At 70.4% G+C, this 14997-nt stretch carries 16 protein-coding genes; 10 read left to right on the forward strand and 6 right to left on the reverse strand.

Going from position 1 to position 14997, the window contains the following annotated elements:
• Positions 1 to 10 precede the first annotated feature (10 nt).
• Positions 11 to 1165 (forward strand): acetyl-CoA C-acyltransferase, encoded by a 1155-nt coding sequence (locus tag J4573_RS23735; protein ID WP_208257999.1) that lies wholly within the window; start codon positions 11 to 13, stop codon positions 1163 to 1165.
• Here J4573_RS23735 and J4573_RS23740 read toward each other — a convergent pair.
• Positions 1162 to 1821, reverse strand: coding sequence for a TetR/AcrR family transcriptional regulator (locus J4573_RS23740; protein ID WP_208258000.1), 660 nt, complete (start codon positions 1819 to 1821; stop codon positions 1162 to 1164). The two genes, J4573_RS23735 and J4573_RS23740, sit on opposite strands and share 4 nt — an antisense overlap.
• 192 nt (positions 1822 to 2013) lie before the next feature.
• On the opposite strand from J4573_RS23740, the gene J4573_RS23745 reads away from it, so the two are divergent.
• The gene (locus tag J4573_RS23745; protein WP_208258001.1) at positions 2014 to 3255 is read left to right on the forward strand and encodes an oxygenase MpaB family protein; all 1242 of its coding nucleotides are present in this window, start codon (positions 2014 to 2016) and stop codon (positions 3253 to 3255) included.
• Positions 3256 to 3325: 70 nt separating this feature from the next.
• Here J4573_RS23745 and J4573_RS23750 read toward each other — a convergent pair whose 3' ends face one another.
• From J4573_RS23750 to J4573_RS23770, 5 genes are all read right to left on the reverse strand, one after another.
• Positions 3326 to 3976 carry a GntR family transcriptional regulator gene (locus J4573_RS23750; protein ID WP_208258002.1) on the reverse strand — a complete coding sequence of 217 codons (651 nt, stop codon included), beginning with the start codon at positions 3974 to 3976 and terminating at the stop codon, positions 3326 to 3328.
• Between the two features lie 83 nt (positions 3977 to 4059).
• Entirely contained in the window at positions 4060 to 4851 is a 792-nt protein-coding gene (locus tag J4573_RS23755; protein ID WP_243773431.1) for an ABC transporter ATP-binding protein, read from the reverse strand.
• Between the two features lie 2 nt (positions 4852 to 4853).
• On the reverse strand, positions 4854 to 5636 hold the full coding sequence (locus tag J4573_RS23760) for an ABC transporter permease (RefSeq protein ID WP_307796821.1): 783 nt from the start codon (positions 5634 to 5636) through the stop codon (positions 4854 to 4856).
• Positions 5633 to 6436 carry an ABC transporter permease gene (locus J4573_RS23765; RefSeq protein ID WP_307796822.1) on the reverse strand — a complete coding sequence of 268 codons (804 nt, stop codon included), beginning with the start codon at positions 6434 to 6436 and terminating at the stop codon, positions 5633 to 5635. Before J4573_RS23765 ends, J4573_RS23760 begins: the two co-directional genes overlap by 4 nt.
• Positions 6433 to 7395 carry an ABC transporter substrate-binding protein gene (locus J4573_RS23770; protein ID WP_208258003.1) on the reverse strand — a complete coding sequence of 321 codons (963 nt, stop codon included), beginning with the start codon at positions 7393 to 7395 and terminating at the stop codon, positions 6433 to 6435. The genes J4573_RS23765 and J4573_RS23770 overlap by 4 nt, the downstream gene beginning before the upstream one ends.
• Positions 7396 to 7500: 105 nt before the next feature.
• Here J4573_RS23770 and J4573_RS23775 point away from each other — a divergent pair, with 105 nt between their 5' ends.
• The 8 genes from J4573_RS23775 to J4573_RS23810 all read left to right on the forward strand — a co-directional run bounded on the left by J4573_RS23775 (position 7501) and on the right by J4573_RS23810 (position 14990).
• The gene (locus J4573_RS23775) at positions 7501 to 8247 is read left to right on the forward strand and encodes a PIG-L deacetylase family protein (RefSeq protein ID WP_208258004.1); all 747 of its coding nucleotides are present in this window, start codon (positions 7501 to 7503) and stop codon (positions 8245 to 8247) included.
• On the forward strand, positions 8244 to 8948 hold the full coding sequence (locus J4573_RS23780; RefSeq protein ID WP_208258005.1) for a 4-carboxy-4-hydroxy-2-oxoadipate aldolase/oxaloacetate decarboxylase: 705 nt from the start codon (positions 8244 to 8246) through the stop codon (positions 8946 to 8948). Before J4573_RS23775 ends, J4573_RS23780 begins: the two co-directional genes overlap by 4 nt.
• Complete coding sequence (locus J4573_RS23785) at positions 8945 to 10054, forward strand: 4-oxalomesaconate tautomerase (RefSeq protein ID WP_307796823.1); 1110 nt, start codon at positions 8945 to 8947, stop codon at positions 10052 to 10054. Before J4573_RS23780 ends, J4573_RS23785 begins: the two co-directional genes overlap by 4 nt.
• Positions 10038 to 10982 (forward strand): VOC family protein, encoded by a 945-nt coding sequence (locus J4573_RS23790; protein ID WP_208258006.1) that lies wholly within the window; start codon positions 10038 to 10040, stop codon positions 10980 to 10982. The genes J4573_RS23785 and J4573_RS23790 overlap by 17 nt, the downstream gene beginning before the upstream one ends.
• Positions 10983 to 11105: 123 nt before the next feature.
• Positions 11106 to 12182, forward strand: a complete 1077-nt coding sequence (locus J4573_RS23795) for an exonuclease/endonuclease/phosphatase family protein (RefSeq protein WP_208258007.1) — start codon at positions 11106 to 11108, stop codon at positions 12180 to 12182.
• Complete coding sequence (locus tag J4573_RS23800; RefSeq protein WP_208258008.1) at positions 12179 to 13111, forward strand: DUF6772 family protein; 933 nt, start codon at positions 12179 to 12181, stop codon at positions 13109 to 13111. The genes J4573_RS23795 and J4573_RS23800 overlap by 4 nt, the downstream gene beginning before the upstream one ends.
• A 14-nt stretch (positions 13112 to 13125) precedes the next feature.
• Entirely contained in the window at positions 13126 to 13449 is a 324-nt protein-coding gene (locus J4573_RS23805; RefSeq protein ID WP_208258009.1) for a hypothetical protein, read from the forward strand.
• Positions 13450 to 13484: 35 nt separating this feature from the next.
• A complete protein-coding gene (locus tag J4573_RS23810; protein ID WP_208258010.1) occupies positions 13485 to 14990 on the forward strand; it encodes an ABC transporter substrate-binding protein in 1506 nt (501 codons plus the stop codon).
• Positions 14991 to 14997 lie beyond the last annotated feature (7 nt).

Genomic DNA, 14997 nt, shown 5'->3' on the forward strand with positions numbered 1-14997 from the left:
AGGGGCTGCCATGACCTATGTGCTCGACTACCTCCGGACCCCGCGCGGCAAGGGCTCCAAGCGGGGCGCCCTGCACGGCGTGAGCCCGGTGGACCTGGTCGTCACCCTCCAGAAGGCCCTGGCCGAACGCGGCCTCACCCCGGCCCTGGTCGAGGACGTGATCATCGGGACGGCCTCCCAGGTGAACGAGCAGGGCGCCAATCTGGCCCGCACCGCGACCCTCCTGGCCGACTGGGGCGATGTCCCCGGCGGCACGCTCAACCGCTTCTGCGCCTCCGGCATCGACGCGGTCGCCCAGACGTCCGCGCGGATCACCGCCGGCGACCTCGGCCTGGCCGTGGCGGGCGGCGTCGAGAGCACCTCCCGCGTGCCGATGTTCAGTGACGGCGGGCCCCTGTTCTGCGATCCGGAGACCATCGCGCGGATCGGCTCGGTGCACATGGGCATCGCCGCCGATCTGAACGCCACGCTCGAGGGCTGGACCCGCGACCAGCTCGACGCCTACGGCCTGGAGACCCAGCAGAAGGCCGCCAAGTCCACCCCGACCAGCCTCGTCCCGGTCGCAGGCCTGGACCACGACGAGCTGGTCCGACCGGACACCACTCCCGAATCGCTGGCCGGGCTGGAGCCCGCGTTCGCCACGTTCCCCGACCAGGACGAGATCGCGCTCGCCGCCCATCCGGAGGCGGGCGAGCTGAACCACGTTCACACGGTCGGCACCTCCCCGGCCCTGGCCGATGCCGCCGCGCTCCTCGTGCTGGGCGACGATCAGGCCGCCGAACGGGCCGGACTCCGGCCTCGCGCCCGGATCGTGGCCACCGCGACGGCCGCGACGGACCCGGTCATCATGCTCACGGCGGGTCAGATGGCGGTCGAGAAGGTCATCGCCAGGGCGGGCCTGCGCCCGTCCGACATCGACGTCTTCGAGTTCGCCGAGGCGTTCGCGGCCCTCTGCCTGCGGTTCCGGCGCGACCTGGACGCGGGTCCCGACCGGCTCAACCCGAACGGCGGCACGATCGCCAAGGGCCACGCGTTCGGCGCGACGGGCGCGATCATGGTCGGCGACTGCGTCGACGAGCTCGAACGGCGCGACGCGCGTTATGGCGTCGCGGCGGTGAGCGGTGCCGCCGGGCTGGGCGTGGCGGTCCTGCTCGAACGGGTCTAGGGCTGCGGCTCCAGCATGGGAACCAGGAAGCGGCGGGCCAGGGCGGCCAGCTGCTCGTCGTCGTCGAGGTCGATGAGATGGCTCGGGATCGCCAGGAAGGACGCGGAGATCCTGACCATCATCTCGGCCACGTGATCGACGTCCAGGTCGGCCGACACGTTGCCCGCGCGCTGCTCGAAGCGCAGCTGGCCGGCGACGAACTGCCGGACGGTGGCGACGGTCCGGCCCCCGTCGTTGATCAGTGAGGACACCAGCAGGTCGGGTTCGGTGGTGATCAGGCCGCCGATCAGCGGGTTGCCCCGGATCGCGCGCAGCGAGCTCACAAAGCCCAGCACCACCCGGTCGGCGGCGGTCTCAGCCTGCCGGATGTCCACGAGGAACTGGTCGAAGTAGCGCCTGAACTCGCGGCCCACGACCTGTTCGACCAGCGCGTCCTTGGTCGCGAACCGCCGGTAGACGGTGATCCGGGAGACCCCGGCCCGCCGCGCCACGTCCTCCATGGTCGAACGCTGGATGCCCATCCGGCAGAACTGCTCGTAGGCGCCGTCGAGCACGCGCGTACGCGTCTCGTCATCGTCGCCCACCCGCTCGACGGCGTCGGTGTAGGCGCGTTCCAGCAGCGACTCCGACGCGAGAAAGGGCAGCCCGGGTTCCATCTTCGCCTCCTATGACGACTGATTCTGCCTCGCGCGCCGGTCATGCGGTTCAGGTCTTGAGTCGTGCGGTTCGGGTCTTGTGATGTGCCTCACCGTGTGCTGTTATGAGATCCGCCGTCAATGATACGCAGATGCAGGATGCGTTTCATCGTATCAAAGGCAGCGCTCTCGGCCCCGAGGAGGAGCGAAGGCATGGACAAACCCAGCAGACGCAACGTGCTGATGGCGGGTGGGACGTTGGGCGCACTCGGTGCGCTGAGCGTCGCCACCCCCGCGAAGGCGAGTCCCTTGTGGACGTGGTCGCCCAAGGGCTCGGTGGCGGGCTACGGCGAAGGGGCCGATCCTCGGTGGGTGTGGGACGACGAGGCCGACCAGCTCGTCGCCTCCATCATCGACCGGGGCGACGTCGCCAAGGTCAACACGTTGTTGAAGACCTGGACCAAGAACGGCCAGTCATTGCCGAGCGGCCTGCCGGCGGATCTGCGCGACTTCATGGAGCGCGCCAGGCAGATGCCGTCGTGGACCGACCAGGGCAAGCTCGCCACCGCGGTGAACTTCAACGAGAAGCGGGGACTCTACCTCGGCGTCACCTACGGCTTCGCCAGCGGGATGATGAGCACGGCCATCCCGCACGAGGCGCGCGCGGTGTACTACTCCAAGGGCGGCGCGGACATGCGCGACCGCATCACCAAGACCGCCAAGCTCGGCTACGACATCGGCACGTCGAACGCCTACAAGTCCGACGGCGAGATGATCGTGACCTGTGTCAAGACCCGGCTCGCGCACGCGGGGGTGCGGCACCTGCTGCCCAAGTCCTCCTACTGGACGAAGGTCGCCGACGAGAAGGTCCCGATCAGCCAGGCGGACATGATGGTCACCTGGCACAGCCTGCCCACCACCGTCATGCAGAACCTCGTCAAATGGAAGGTTCCGATCCCCGCCGCCGAGTCCGAGGCGTTCCTGCACTCATGGCAGGTGTGCGCGCACATGCTCGGCATCAGGGACGAGTACATCCCCAAGTCCTGGGACGAAGCCAACGCCCAGGCCAAGCAGGTCCTCGACCCGATCCTGGCGCCCACCCCCGAAGGCATCAAGCTGGCCGACATCCTGCTCAACCTCGCCTCCTTCGTCGATGGGGGCATCCTCTCCAAGCCCATTCTCGGCGCGCTCAGCCGGTACGTGCTCGGTGACGAGATCGCCGACTACATGAAGGTCCCCCGGGACCCGTTCTGGGACCCGATCTTCGAGACGGCCTGGGAGCCGTTCGTCCAGGTCCGTGAGGGCCTGCTGTCGCTGGAGAAGGCGCCTGGGGCGCTGCAGAAGGCCTACTGGGCGTTCGACGAGATCCTGCGCCTGGGGATCCTGCTCGTGCTGTCCGGAGGCGACCTGCCGATCAGCATCTCGATCCCCGACACCAACAATCCGCACTACTGACGGTCCCCGCCCCGCGATCCGTCCCGGGCTCGAAGCCGCGCCGCTCCGAGCCCGGGACGCTCGACCTCCCTCACACCGCCTTGAGCGCCTCGATCACGCTGACCAGGTGGCGGCGGGCGGCCCGTTCGGCGGCCTCGGGGTCGTGCGCGCGGATCGCCTCGATGATGGCCAGGTGCTCCCGCAGCGACACGTTCGGCCGCCCCGGAACCAGCGCCAGCCGGAACTGGTGCCGGACGTTCTGCGCCCGCAGCCGCGCGAGCACCCCGGCGGCGGTGTCCTGGCCGCTGATCTCCACGATCCGCCGGTGCAGCACCTTGTTGAGCTCGGAATACTCCAGCACGTGCCCGTCGGCGACGGCCGCCCGCATGGACTCGCCCAGGGCCCGCAGCTCGGCGCTCTCCTGGTCGGTGACGTGCTCGGCGGCCTTGGCCGCGCAGAGCCCCTCGACCACCATCCGGACCTCGGAGATCTCGATCGCCTCGTCGAGGGTGACCGCGCGGACCCGGGCGCCGCGGTTCTGCAGCCGCTCGACCAGGCCCTCGTTGGTCAGCTCGAACAGCGCGGCGCGCACGCCGCTGCGGCTGACGCCGTACTGCTCGGACAGGTCGGCCTCGACGAGCCGCTGGTTGGGCGCCAGATCACCGCGGGCGATCGCCTCGCGGATGGCGGCGGCGACGTCCGGACGCTCTGTAGCGGCGGTTGTCTGTTCTTGCGGTGGCATTCTTCCCCGATCGCAGGCGTGCTCCGGGCACGCCGATCTCGTCGGCCAATTCTAGGGGCGGCCGCCCCGTTCGCGGCCGAAGGTCACTCCGGCGGCCGGTGCCCCTCCTTGGCCCGCTGAACGAGCGTGTAGACGCGGGCCCGCAGTTCGGCGAAGCGCGGGTCGGACCGCGTGGCGAGCTGGTCGCGTTCGCCGGGCAGGTCGACGGCCACCTCCTCCAGCACGACCGTCGGCGCGTTCGACAGCACGATGACGCGCTGGCCGAGGTAGATCGACTCGTCGATGTCGTGCGTGACGAACAGGACCGTGACGCCGAGCCGCTGCCACAGCGCGCGGACGAGGTCCTCCAGGTCGGCGCGGGTCTGGGCGTCCACGGCGGCGAACGGCTCGTCCATCAGCAGGATGTGCGGCTCGTAGGCGACCGCGCGGGCGATGGCGACGCGCTGCTGCATGCCTCCCGACAGCTGCCAGGGGTGGGAGTGGTGCACGTCGGCGAGCCCGACCGCCTCCAGCGCCTCACTGACGAGGCGCCGCCGTTCGGCCTTGGGGACGCGCTTCTCCTTCAGCGGCCGTTCGACGTTCTGCCACACGGTCATCCACGGGAACAGGCTGCGTCCGTACTCCTGGAACACCACGGCCATGCCCGGGGGCGGGCCGGTCACCGTCTCCCCTTCGAGCACCACCGAGCCTGACGTGCAGCCGAGGAGACCGGCGACGCACTTGAGCAGGGTGGTCTTGCCCGCGCCGGACGGGCCGACGATGCAGACGAGCTCGCCCTTGCCGACGGCGAACGTGAGGTCGCGGACGGCCTCGACGCTCCGGGCCCCCTCGTACACCTTGCGCAGGCCGCGCACTTCCAGCAGTTCGGTGGTCATTCTCAACCCTCTCGCTGTGACCGGCGCAGGCCCGTGTACCAGCGCAGCGCCCGGGACTCGACGGCTTGGAAGGCGGCCGACAGCGCGATGCCGATCAGGCCGAGCAGGATGATGCCGCTCCACATCTGCGGGATGGAGAAGCTGCGCTGGAACTGGATGATGGTGAAGCCGACGCCGTTGCTGGCGGCGAACATCTCGCTGATCACCATGAGGATGATCCCGATGGACAGCGCCTGCCGCGCGCCGGCGGCGATCTGCGGGCTCGCGCCGCGCAGCACCAGGTGGACCAGGCGCGATCCGCGCCGCATCCGGTAGCAGCGAGCGGTGTCGCTCAGCACGTCGTCCAGCCCGCGCACGCCCTCGACGGTGTTCAGCAGGATCGGCCAGAGGCAGCCGGACACGATCACCAGGATCTTCATGCCGTTCCCGATGCCGGCGAACAGCATGAGGATCGGCACCAGCACCGGCGCGGGGATGGCCCGGAAGAACTCCAGGACCGGCTCCAGCAGGGCCCGGAGCGGGCGCGCCGAGCCGATCGCGACGCCGAGGCCGACACCGAGGACCAGCGCCAGCAGGTAGCCGGCGCCGAGCCTGGCCAGGCTCGGCAGGACGTCCGCGGTGAACCTGCCCTGGAACCAGGTGTCGGGGAACGTGCCGAGGATGTCGCTGAGCGGCGGCCAGAAGAAGTCGGTGCTGCTGGCGGTGGCGGCCCACCACGCGGCGACGAGCACGACGGGCAGCACCAGCGGCAGGACGACCCGGCGCAGTACGTACAGGACTCTCACGCGGGCACCTCCCCTCGGACGGAGGGATGCCAGCGCAGCACGCGGCGTTCGGTGGCGCGGGCGGCGGTGTTGACCGCGACGCCCATCACGCCGACGACGATGACCAGCGCGTACATCGCGTCGACGGCGCCGGAGGTCTGCGCGACCGCGATCTGCCGCCCGAGTCCGGGCGAGCCGATGACCAGCTCACCGGTGATCTCCAGGATCAGCGCGACCGCCGCGCCGAGCCGGAAGCCGGTCATCACGTACGGCAGGGCGGTCGGCCAGAGGACCGTGCGGACCCGGGTCAGGGGGCGGAACCGGTACGAGCGCGCGGTCTCTCTGGCGACCGGGTCGACGTCGCGCACGCCGTACAGGACCTGCACGAGCACCTGCCAGAACGAGGCGTAGACGACCAGCAGCAGCGTGGCCCGCATCTGGGTGCCGTACAGCAGCACGGCGAGCGGGATCAGCGCGACCGACGGGATCGGGCGCAGGAACTCGATCGCGCCGACCGTCGCCGACCGCAGCAGCGGCACGGCGCCGATCACGATGCCGAGCACCACGCCCGCCGCCATCGCGATCGCCAGCCCGAGCGCCCAGCCGCGCACCGTCTCCAGCAGCGCGCGCCAGAACTCCGGCGTGCCGGCCTGGTCGACGAGCGAGGAGATCATCGTGCTGAACGGCGGCAGGAAGCGTTCGTTGACCAGGCCGGCGCGCGGGGCGATCTCCACGACCGCCATCAGCGCGGCCAGACCGATCAACCCGAGCGACCAGGTGGGAAGCGAGCGGCGGCGGGCTAGGGGTACGGCAGCCGTCACGGCAGCAGGTCCTGCGTGTCGGGGGCCTTCTTGATGAGGCCGTCCTTCACGGCGAGGTCGGCCAGCGTCTGCACCGAGGCGGCGTTCACCTGCGCCGGGTAGGCCGGGAGGGTGAGCGCCCCGCCGAGTGACGGGTCGATCTTGGTGTAGGTCCCCAGCACCTTCCGCACCTCGTCCGGGTGGGCCTGCGCGTACTGCAGCGACTTCTGCATGGCCGCCGTGAACCGCTTGACCAGTTCGGGCTTGGCCGACGCGGTCTTCTGCGAGGTGAAGTAGCTGGCGATCGTCAGGTCGGGCGCGGTGTCGACATAGTTGGAGGCGACCAGCCGCCCGCCGTTCTTCAGCCCGGTCGCCAGGAACGGCTCGACGACCTGGACGGCGTCGACGTTGCCCTTGTCCAGCGCGGCGAGCATGTCCGGGAAGGCCAGCTCGGTGAATTTCACGTTGGTCGCGTCTCCCCCGGCCGCCCGGATCGAGGCGCGCACGGTGGTGTCGTTGATGTTGTTCAGCGTGTTGACCGCGACGCGCTTGCCGACCAGGTCCTTGGCGGTCTTGATCGGGCTGTTCGCCTTGACGATCACGCCGCCGAAGTCCTTGCGCTGCTTGCCGGTCGAGGCCGCGCCGGGGGCGACCACCTTCAGCGGCAGCCCCTTGGACTTGGCGATGATCAGCGAGGTGTAGTTGCTGAACCCGAAGTCGACCTGGCCACTGACGACGGCGGGCACGATCGCCGCCCCGCCCTGCGCGGTCACCATCTGCAGCTTGAGCTGCTGCTCGGCGAAGAAGCCCTTCTGGTTCCCCAGATAGATCGGCGCCACGTCGACGATCGGGATGACGTCGACCTTCACCGAGGTGGGGCCCTTGTCGGACGCGTCGGAGGAGCCCTGCCCGCTCCCGCACGCGGCGAGGAGGAGAACGGAGGAGGAGGCGGCGGCCAGGGCCGCGCGGAGTCTGGTCATGCCGTGACGATGGTTGTCGTGGACAAAATTGTCAACAATTTCTTCAACACTTTCTGTGAACAGGATCGTTGACAATCTTGGTGACCGCCTCTCACGATGGTCCGCATGACTACCGAGACCAGGCCCGGCACGGGCCCGCTGCTGGTCGTCAGCGCGCACGCCGGCGACTTCGTCTGGCGGGCGGCGGGCGCGATCGCCCTGGCCACCGAGCGCGGCGATCCGGCCCGGGTGGTGTGCCTGAGCTTCGGCGAACGCGGCGAGTCCGCCCGCGCCTGGCGCGAGGGCCGCGACCTCGGCGAGATCAAGGCGCTGCGCCGGGCCGAGGCCGAGGCGGCGGCGGCCGAGCTGGGCGCGGAGATCGAGTTCCTCGACGCCGGCGACTACCCGCTGATCGAGACGCCCGAGCTGGTGGACCGGCTCGTCCGCGTCTACCGCGAGGTCGAGCCGGCGGTGGTGCTGACCCATCCGCCGGCCGACCCGTACAACGGCGACCATCCCGCCGCCTGCCGGATGGCGCTCCAGGCGCGCGTGCTGGCGCAGGCGATCGGCTACGACGCGCCGGGCGAGCCGCTCGGCGCTCCGCCGGTGTTCTTCTTCGAGCCCCACCAGCCGGAGCAGTGCGACTTCAAGCCGGACACCCTGCTGGACATCACGCCGGTCTTCGGGCGCAAGCGCAGGGCGATGGAGTGCCTGCCCGCCCAGCAGCACATGTGGGAGTACTACACCGACCTGGCCAGACGGCGCGGCGTCCAGCTGAAGCGCAACGCGGGCCCCAACCTCGGCCTGCCCAACGCCACGATGGCCGAGGCGTATGTTCGGCTGTACCCGCAGACGACGGGGGTGCTGGCATGAGAACGGTCGTCGTCACCGGGCCCCCTCGCGCGGACGCCCAGGACGTCGCGGCGCTCGGTGCGCACGGCGTCGCTACCGTTCACGAGTCGATGGGACGGACGGGCTACCTCGGCCCGCGCCTGCGCCCGGTCCACCTCGGCCACCGCGTCGCCGGAACGGCGGTCACGGTCCTGTCCTGGCCCGGCGACAACCTGATGATCCACGTCGCGGTCGAGCAGTGCCGCCCGGGTGACCTGCTGGTCGTCGCGACCACCTCGCCCTCCACCGACGGGATGTTCGGCGAGCTGTTCGCGACCGCGCTCCAGCATCGCGGTGTGCGCGGGCTGGTCATCGACGCCGGGGTACGCGACGTCGCCGAGCTGGGCGCGATGGGCTTCCCGGCCTGGTCGGCGGCCGTCAGCGCCCAGGGAACGGTGAAGGCCACGCCCGGCGCGGTGAACGTCCCGGTGACGATCGGCGGGCAGGTCATCCGGCCGGGCGACGCCATCCTCGCCGACGACGACGGCGTCGTCTGCGTTCCCCGGTCGCGGGTCGCGGACGCCGTACGGGCGGCGGAGGCGCGCGCGGCCAAGGAGGAGGCGACCCGCGCTGCGTTCCAGGAGGGGCAGCTGGGCCTTGACCGCTACGGCCTGCGCGACCGGCTGACCGAGCTGGGCATCGAGTACGTCACCTACGAGCAGCGCCTGAAGGACGAGGCGTGACCGGCGGCGGCATCCCCTGCATGCTCATGCGGGGCGGCACGTCCAAGGGCGCCTATTTCCTCGCCGGCGACCTGCCCGCCGACCCGGCCGTGCGCGACGACCTGCTGCTGCGGATCATGGGCTCGCCCGACCCCAGGCAGATCGACGGGATCGGCGGCGCGCACCCGCTGACCAGCAAGGTGGCGGTCGTCTCCCCCTCCGGCCGGCCCGGGATCGACGTCGAGTACCTGTTCCTCCAGCTCGGCGTGGACGAGCCGACCGTCTCCGACCGGCAGAACTGCGGCAACCTGCTCGCCGGGATCGGGCCGTTCGCGGTCGAACGCGGGCTGGTGCGCGCGGGCGAGGACGGCACGAGCGTCCGCATCCGCATGGTGAACTCCGACAACGTCGCGACGGCGACGTTCGCGACGCCGGGCGGCGCGGTCGACTACGACGGCGACACCGCGATCTCCGGCGTGCCCGGGACGGCGGCGCCGATCCTGCTGGACTTCGAGGACACCGAGGGCTCGGCGACCGGCGCGCTGCTGCCGACCGGCCGCGTCCGCGACGTGATCGACGGCATCGAGGTGACCTGCGTCGACAACGGCATGCCGGTCGTGGTCGCCGCCGCCAGCGATCTCGGCGTCACCGGCTACGAGCCGCCGGACGACCTCGCCGCCGACGACGGCCTCCGGGACCGGATCCAGTCGCTGCGGGTCCAGGCCGGCGCCCTCATGGGGCTCGGCGACGTCACCGAGACCTCCGTGCCGAAGACGACGCTGGTCGCCCCGCCGCGCGACGGCGGCGCGATCTGCACCCGGACGTTCATCCCGCTGCGCGTGCACGCCTCGATCGGCGTGCTCGGCGCGGTCAGCGTGGCCGCCGCCGTCCTCATGGACGGCGCGGTCGGCCACGACCTCACCCGCCGCCCCGGGCCGGACGCGCCGATGAGCGTGGAGCACCCGTCCGGCCGGCTGGAGGTCCGGGTCGAGCTCGACGGCGCCACCCCGCGGCGTTCCAGCATCGTCCGGACGGCCCGCAAGCTCTTCGACGGCACCGTCTTCCCCCGACCGGCCACTCGTTCCACCCCTGTCACGCACGGAGGCCCCGATGCACCTGCGCCATGAGATCGCGCACGTCTCCCACGTCGAGCTGCTCACCCCGGCTCCAGAGCAGAGCCTGTGGTTCTTCACCGAGGTCATGGGCCTGACCGAGAACGGCTCGGAGGGCGACTCGGTCTACCTGCGCACCTGGGACGACTACGAGCACCACACCCTCAAGCTCACCGCGCACACGACCTCCGGCATCCGCCGGACGGGGCTGCGCGCGTCCAGCCCAGAGGCGCTGGACCGGCTCGTGAAGGCGATCCAGGACCAGGACCTCGGCATCGGCTGGCAGGACGGCGACCCGGGGATCGGTCCGTGCTTCCTCTTCCGCGACCCCGACGGGCACGAGATGGAGCTGTACTGGGAGAACGAGTGGTACGAGGCGCCTCCCGGCCTGGTCCCGGCGCTCAAGAACCAGGCCCAGGCCTACCCCGGGCGCGGCGTCTGCGTCCGCCGCCTGGACCACGTCAACTACCTGTCGGCCGAGGTGGAGCCCAACACCTCGTTCATCACCGACGTCCTCGGCGGCCGCGTCACCGAGCAGATCCGGCTCGACACCGGCCTCATCTCGGGCGGCTGGACCCACTTCGCCAACAAGTCCTACGACCTGGTCTACACGCGTGACTGGACCGGGTCCAACGGCCGCCTGCACCACATCGCGTTCGCCACCGACACGCGCGAGGACATCCTGCGGGCGGCCGACATCTTCCTCGACAAGAACGTCCACATCGAGACCGGCCCGCACAAGCACGCGATCCAGCAGACGTTCTTCCTCTACGTCTACGAGCCGGGCGGCAACCGCATCGAGCTGTGCAACCCGTGCGCGCGCCTGATCCTCGCCCCGGACTGGAAGACGATCACGTGGTCGGAGTCCGAGCGCGCCAAAGGACAGGCGTGGGGCCTGAAGACCATCGAGTCCTTCCACACGCACGGCACCCCGCCCGTCTGATCACTCCCGCTTTCTTTTCGGCTCTTGACAGTTCGGCGGCCTCCGATCCATGGTGTGTGAACGCTCACGTTAACGTTAATGTGACGTAGCCTACATGGAAAGGCCTCCCGAAGCATGAGGACGTTGCGTCCCCCCGTCCGTCTTGGCGGCACGCTCGCGGCGGCGGTCTGCGCCCTGGCGCTGACCGCCGCCCCCGCCACCGCCGGACAGCATCGCCAGAAGCTCGATCTGCGGATCGCCACCTACAACGTCTGCGGGCACGGCTGCCTGCCGACCAAGGAGATCTGCGAAGCGACCATCGGCCGCGACTGCGCGACCAAGCTCCCGCCGTGGGCGGACGGGCGCGCGGCGGCCGTGGTGGACGACGTCGCCCGGGCCCGCGCCGGCGTGGTGGTGACGCAGGAGATCGGCAACAACGCGACGCCGACCCAGCCGATCGTGGACGTGGAGTCCTACCGCAAGCCGCTCACCGACGCGATGCGCGCCCGCGGCTACGAGGAGGCCCCCGCCGACTACGCGGGCACCCGCCACCCGGTGTACGGCTACCCGCTGAAGTCGGGCGCGGGCCGGTACACCTACTACGACGCCCGCCGCTTCTCCCACAAGGACGAGCGCGGCCGTGACCTCCCGCACAACCTGCTGTGGCTGCCGGACTCGACCGAGATCTACGGCAAGACGATGACGTGGAACACCCTGCGCGACCGCCGCACCGGCATGCGCTTCGTCGTCGTCGACATGCACCTGGAGTACCGCAAGAACGGCGCCACCGACCCCAACGGCTGGACCAAGAACTGGGACCAGGTGCGCTACGCCGACGCCACCAGGACCGTTCAGTACCTCACGCGCGACAACGCCTACACGCGCAAGCTGCCGATCATCTTCGCCGGGGACATGAACTCCGCCTCCCAGGAGGACGGCGCCAGCTCCTACGACGCGTTCGCCGACCTCGGCTACAGCGACGCCCACGACACGGCCAAGCGGCTCGTCAACGACGAGTACATGTCGTTCAACGGCGGCGAGATCCCGCTCCCGAAGGGCGACGACAAGATCGACCACATCTTCGTCAAGGCCGGGACGCCGGTGAAGCGCTGGACGCTCGTCCCGCAGACCACCGCGCAGTCCGGCGCCGCTTGGGACCTGCTGCGCTCGGACCACAACCTGGTCCACGCCGACGTCCGTATCGAGGAGCCCGCCCGATGACCATCACCCCCGACGACCTGCGGCTGGCGAACCCGGAGATCTCCCGGTTCAGCCCGCTGAAGCGGATCCTCGTGCACGACCAGTTCAACACCGGCACGCACGGCTGGATCGAGCTGCTGGGCAACTACGACGGCCAGGGCGACCTGGACACCGTCGACGACCACATGCGCGACTTCCGGCCACCGCAGCTCAGCTCCTGCAACTTCTTCGACGTCGGCACGCACGGCGCGATGTCCGGGACGTACGCGCTGAAGGTCGCGACCCGGCCGGTGAAGGGCCACACGGCCGTCGCGATCCGGCGGCTGACCATGGCGGGCAAGGGCAAGGTGCAGTTCGAGGCGTACCTGACGTTCAAGACCGAGGCGCACTCGGCCGAGAACCAGGCGGCGACCAAGGCGGGCGCCGGCGCGTGGGACGCCAACCTGCACCCCTCCGAGCAGCAGTTCGGCGCGTTCACCATCGCCACCGACATCTGCGACGGCGTCCGCTACCACTGCGTCGCCCGCTACCTGAACACCGACCTGGACAACGAGCTGCGGCGCGAGTGGGTCTACCCGACCGTGCCGGAGCCGACGCCGCGCGAGCACTTCGAGGGCAAGCTCAAGCTGCCGCCGACCGCCGACTTCACCGCCCCGAACCCCGAGGACTGGAAGCCGTTCGGCGGGCCCCAGGAGCTCTGCTACAACGAGGTGCCGACCAAGGTCAACTGGCACTATGTCCGCTGGGTGATCGACACCAGTACCCGCTCCAACGTGGAACTGCAGGTCAACGACGTCGTCTACGACATGAGCGACGTGCCGGTGCCGCCGTACGACGAGGAGTACGGCTCGCTGGAGAACCTGCTCAACTTCTACGTCTCGGTCAGGACGCACACCGACGTGCGCAACTTCCTGTTCCTGGACTCGGTACTGATCTCGGTGGACTGGTGAGGAGCTTGACCAACATGCGCGAGTCGTTCACCGCCGTCCTCGAACGCGCCCGGGTCCTGTCGGGCGAGTTCGCGACCGAGCCGTACGAGGCGGCCTGGGCCGGAGAGGCCCGCTGGTTCATCAAGACGCTGGACCGCAGCGGGCCCGCCACGCAACTGCGGGTGACCACCCAGATCTCGCCCGACGGCCTCAACTGGTGCGACCTGGACTCCGAGCGGATCGTCACCGGCGATCTGGAGAGCTGGACGTCCGGTGAGTTCGGGGGCTGGCTGCGGCTGAAGGGCAACGTCGAGTCCGGCGACGCCAAGGTGATGATCTACCTGGCCCTGAAGAGCTAGCGGACCGACGAGCTAGCGGACTGAGAGGAAGCGGCATGGAGGTGCGAAGGCGCGAGTTCCTCGCCCTGGCGGGGCTGGCGGCGTCCGCCGTCGCGCTGAGCGCGTGCGCCCAGGCGGGCGCGGCGCCCAGCGGGTCGCTGCGCGCCGCGTTCGGGCAGCCGGTCACCGACCTGGATCCCTACAACGCGGGCACGGCGGTCGACGAGGCGTCGCTGATCGTCAAGCGGCTGGTGTTCGACACCCTGGTCCGCCGCGACGGCGAGAAGCTCGTCCCGGGGCTGGCGGCGTCGTGGAAGCGCAGCGGCGACACCACGTGGGTGTTCGAGTTGCGGCCGGGCGTGCGGTTCCACGACGGCAGTACGGTCACCGCGCGCGACGTCGTGGCCTGCCTGGAACGCACCAAGGCGGTGAAGTCGGCGCAGAGCGCGCTCTGGGCGACGGTCAAGTCGGCCAAGGCCGACGGCGACCACCGGGTCGTGTTCGAGACCGACGGGCCGATGGCGACGCTGCCGGTCAACCTGACGCTGCTGTTCATCGTTCCGGCGAAGCTCGTCGCCGACCCGGAGCAGAAGCGCAGGCCGATCGGGTCCGGGCCGTTCCGCGTTACCGGGTTCACCCCCTCGACCAACGTCGAGCTGGCCCGTTTCGACGGGTACTGGGGCGGGGCCTCGGGGCTGCCGGGCATCTCCATGCCGTTCATCGCCGAGACCTCCAGCGCGATCACGGCGCTGCGCAACGGCGACGTGGACCTGCTGTGGCCGGTGCCGTCCGACCAGCTCAAGGAGGTCCAGGGGCATCGCGGCGTCCGCGTCGAGACGGTGCCGAGCTGCACCTACTACCTCAACTGGTTCAACTGCGGCCGCAAGCCGTTCAACGATCCACGGGTGCGGCGCGCGATGATCCAGGCGCTGAACCTGGAGGAGATCGTCGGGAAGCTGTTCGGGGCGGGCGCCGAGCAGATGCGCGCGCCGATCCCGTCCACGGTCTTCGGGTACGCCGAGCAGCCCGCGTTCGCCCACGACCCGGTGGCGGCGCGCAGGGCGCTGGCGGACGTGGGCCTGCCGAACGGCTTCGAGACCACGATGATGTGGTTCGACGCCACCGGTCCGCTGTCCCGCGAGCTCGCCCAGTCGATGATCTCGGCGTGGGACGACATCGGCGTCAAGGTCACGCCGCAGAGCATCGAGAAGGCGCAGTGGCTGCAGCGGCTCAACACCCTCGACTGGGACATGGAGCTGCAGACCAACACGGTGACCACCGGCGACGCCGCGTTCACCCTGGGCCGGCTCTATACCTCCAAGGCCAACCGGATGGGCTACAAGAACCCGGCCCTGGACAAGGTCCTGGCGGCGGCGGGCGCCGAGGCCGACTCGGCCAAGCGCGCACAGCTGTACGCCGAGGCCTGCAAGACCATCTGGTCGGACGCGGTGGGGATCTTCCCGGCCGCGCTCACCACCGCCTACGGCCTGCGGTCGCGCGTCAGCGGCTTCACGCCCGCCGCGAACAACCAGCCGGACCTGGCTCCGGTCCGCAGAGGGTGACGCCCAT

Source organism: Actinomadura barringtoniae (assembly GCF_017573505.1).
Taxonomy (GTDB): Bacteria; Actinomycetota; Actinomycetes; order Streptosporangiales; family Streptosporangiaceae; genus Spirillospora; species Spirillospora barringtoniae.

Coding starts and splice junctions, on each gene's coding strand:
- J4573_RS23775 (WP_208258004.1), top strand. CDS start 7,501: ATGACTACCGAGACCAGGCCCGGCACGGGCCCGCTGCTGGTCGTCAGC.
- J4573_RS23800 (WP_208258008.1), top strand. CDS start 12,179: ATGACCATCACCCCCGACGACCTGCGGCTGGCGAACCCGGAGATCTCC.
- J4573_RS23780 (WP_208258005.1), top strand. CDS start 8,244: ATGAGAACGGTCGTCGTCACCGGGCCCCCTCGCGCGGACGCCCAGGAC.
- J4573_RS23750 (WP_208258002.1), bottom strand. CDS start 3,976: ATGCCACCGCAAGAACAGACAACCGCCGCTACAGAGCGTCCGGACGTC.
- J4573_RS23755 (WP_243773431.1), bottom strand. CDS start 4,851: ATGACCACCGAACTGCTGGAAGTGCGCGGCCTGCGCAAGGTGTACGAG.
- J4573_RS23810 (WP_208258010.1), top strand. CDS start 13,485: ATGGAGGTGCGAAGGCGCGAGTTCCTCGCCCTGGCGGGGCTGGCGGCG.
- J4573_RS23745 (WP_208258001.1), top strand. CDS start 2,014: ATGGACAAACCCAGCAGACGCAACGTGCTGATGGCGGGTGGGACGTTG.
- J4573_RS23740 (WP_208258000.1), bottom strand. CDS start 1,821: ATGGAACCCGGGCTGCCCTTTCTCGCGTCGGAGTCGCTGCTGGAACGC.
- J4573_RS23790 (WP_208258006.1), top strand. CDS start 10,038: ATGCACCTGCGCCATGAGATCGCGCACGTCTCCCACGTCGAGCTGCTC.
- J4573_RS23805 (WP_208258009.1), top strand. CDS start 13,126: ATGCGCGAGTCGTTCACCGCCGTCCTCGAACGCGCCCGGGTCCTGTCG.
- J4573_RS23770 (WP_208258003.1), bottom strand. CDS start 7,395: ATGACCAGACTCCGCGCGGCCCTGGCCGCCGCCTCCTCCTCCGTTCTC.
- J4573_RS23735 (WP_208257999.1), top strand. CDS start 11: ATGACCTATGTGCTCGACTACCTCCGGACCCCGCGCGGCAAGGGCTCC.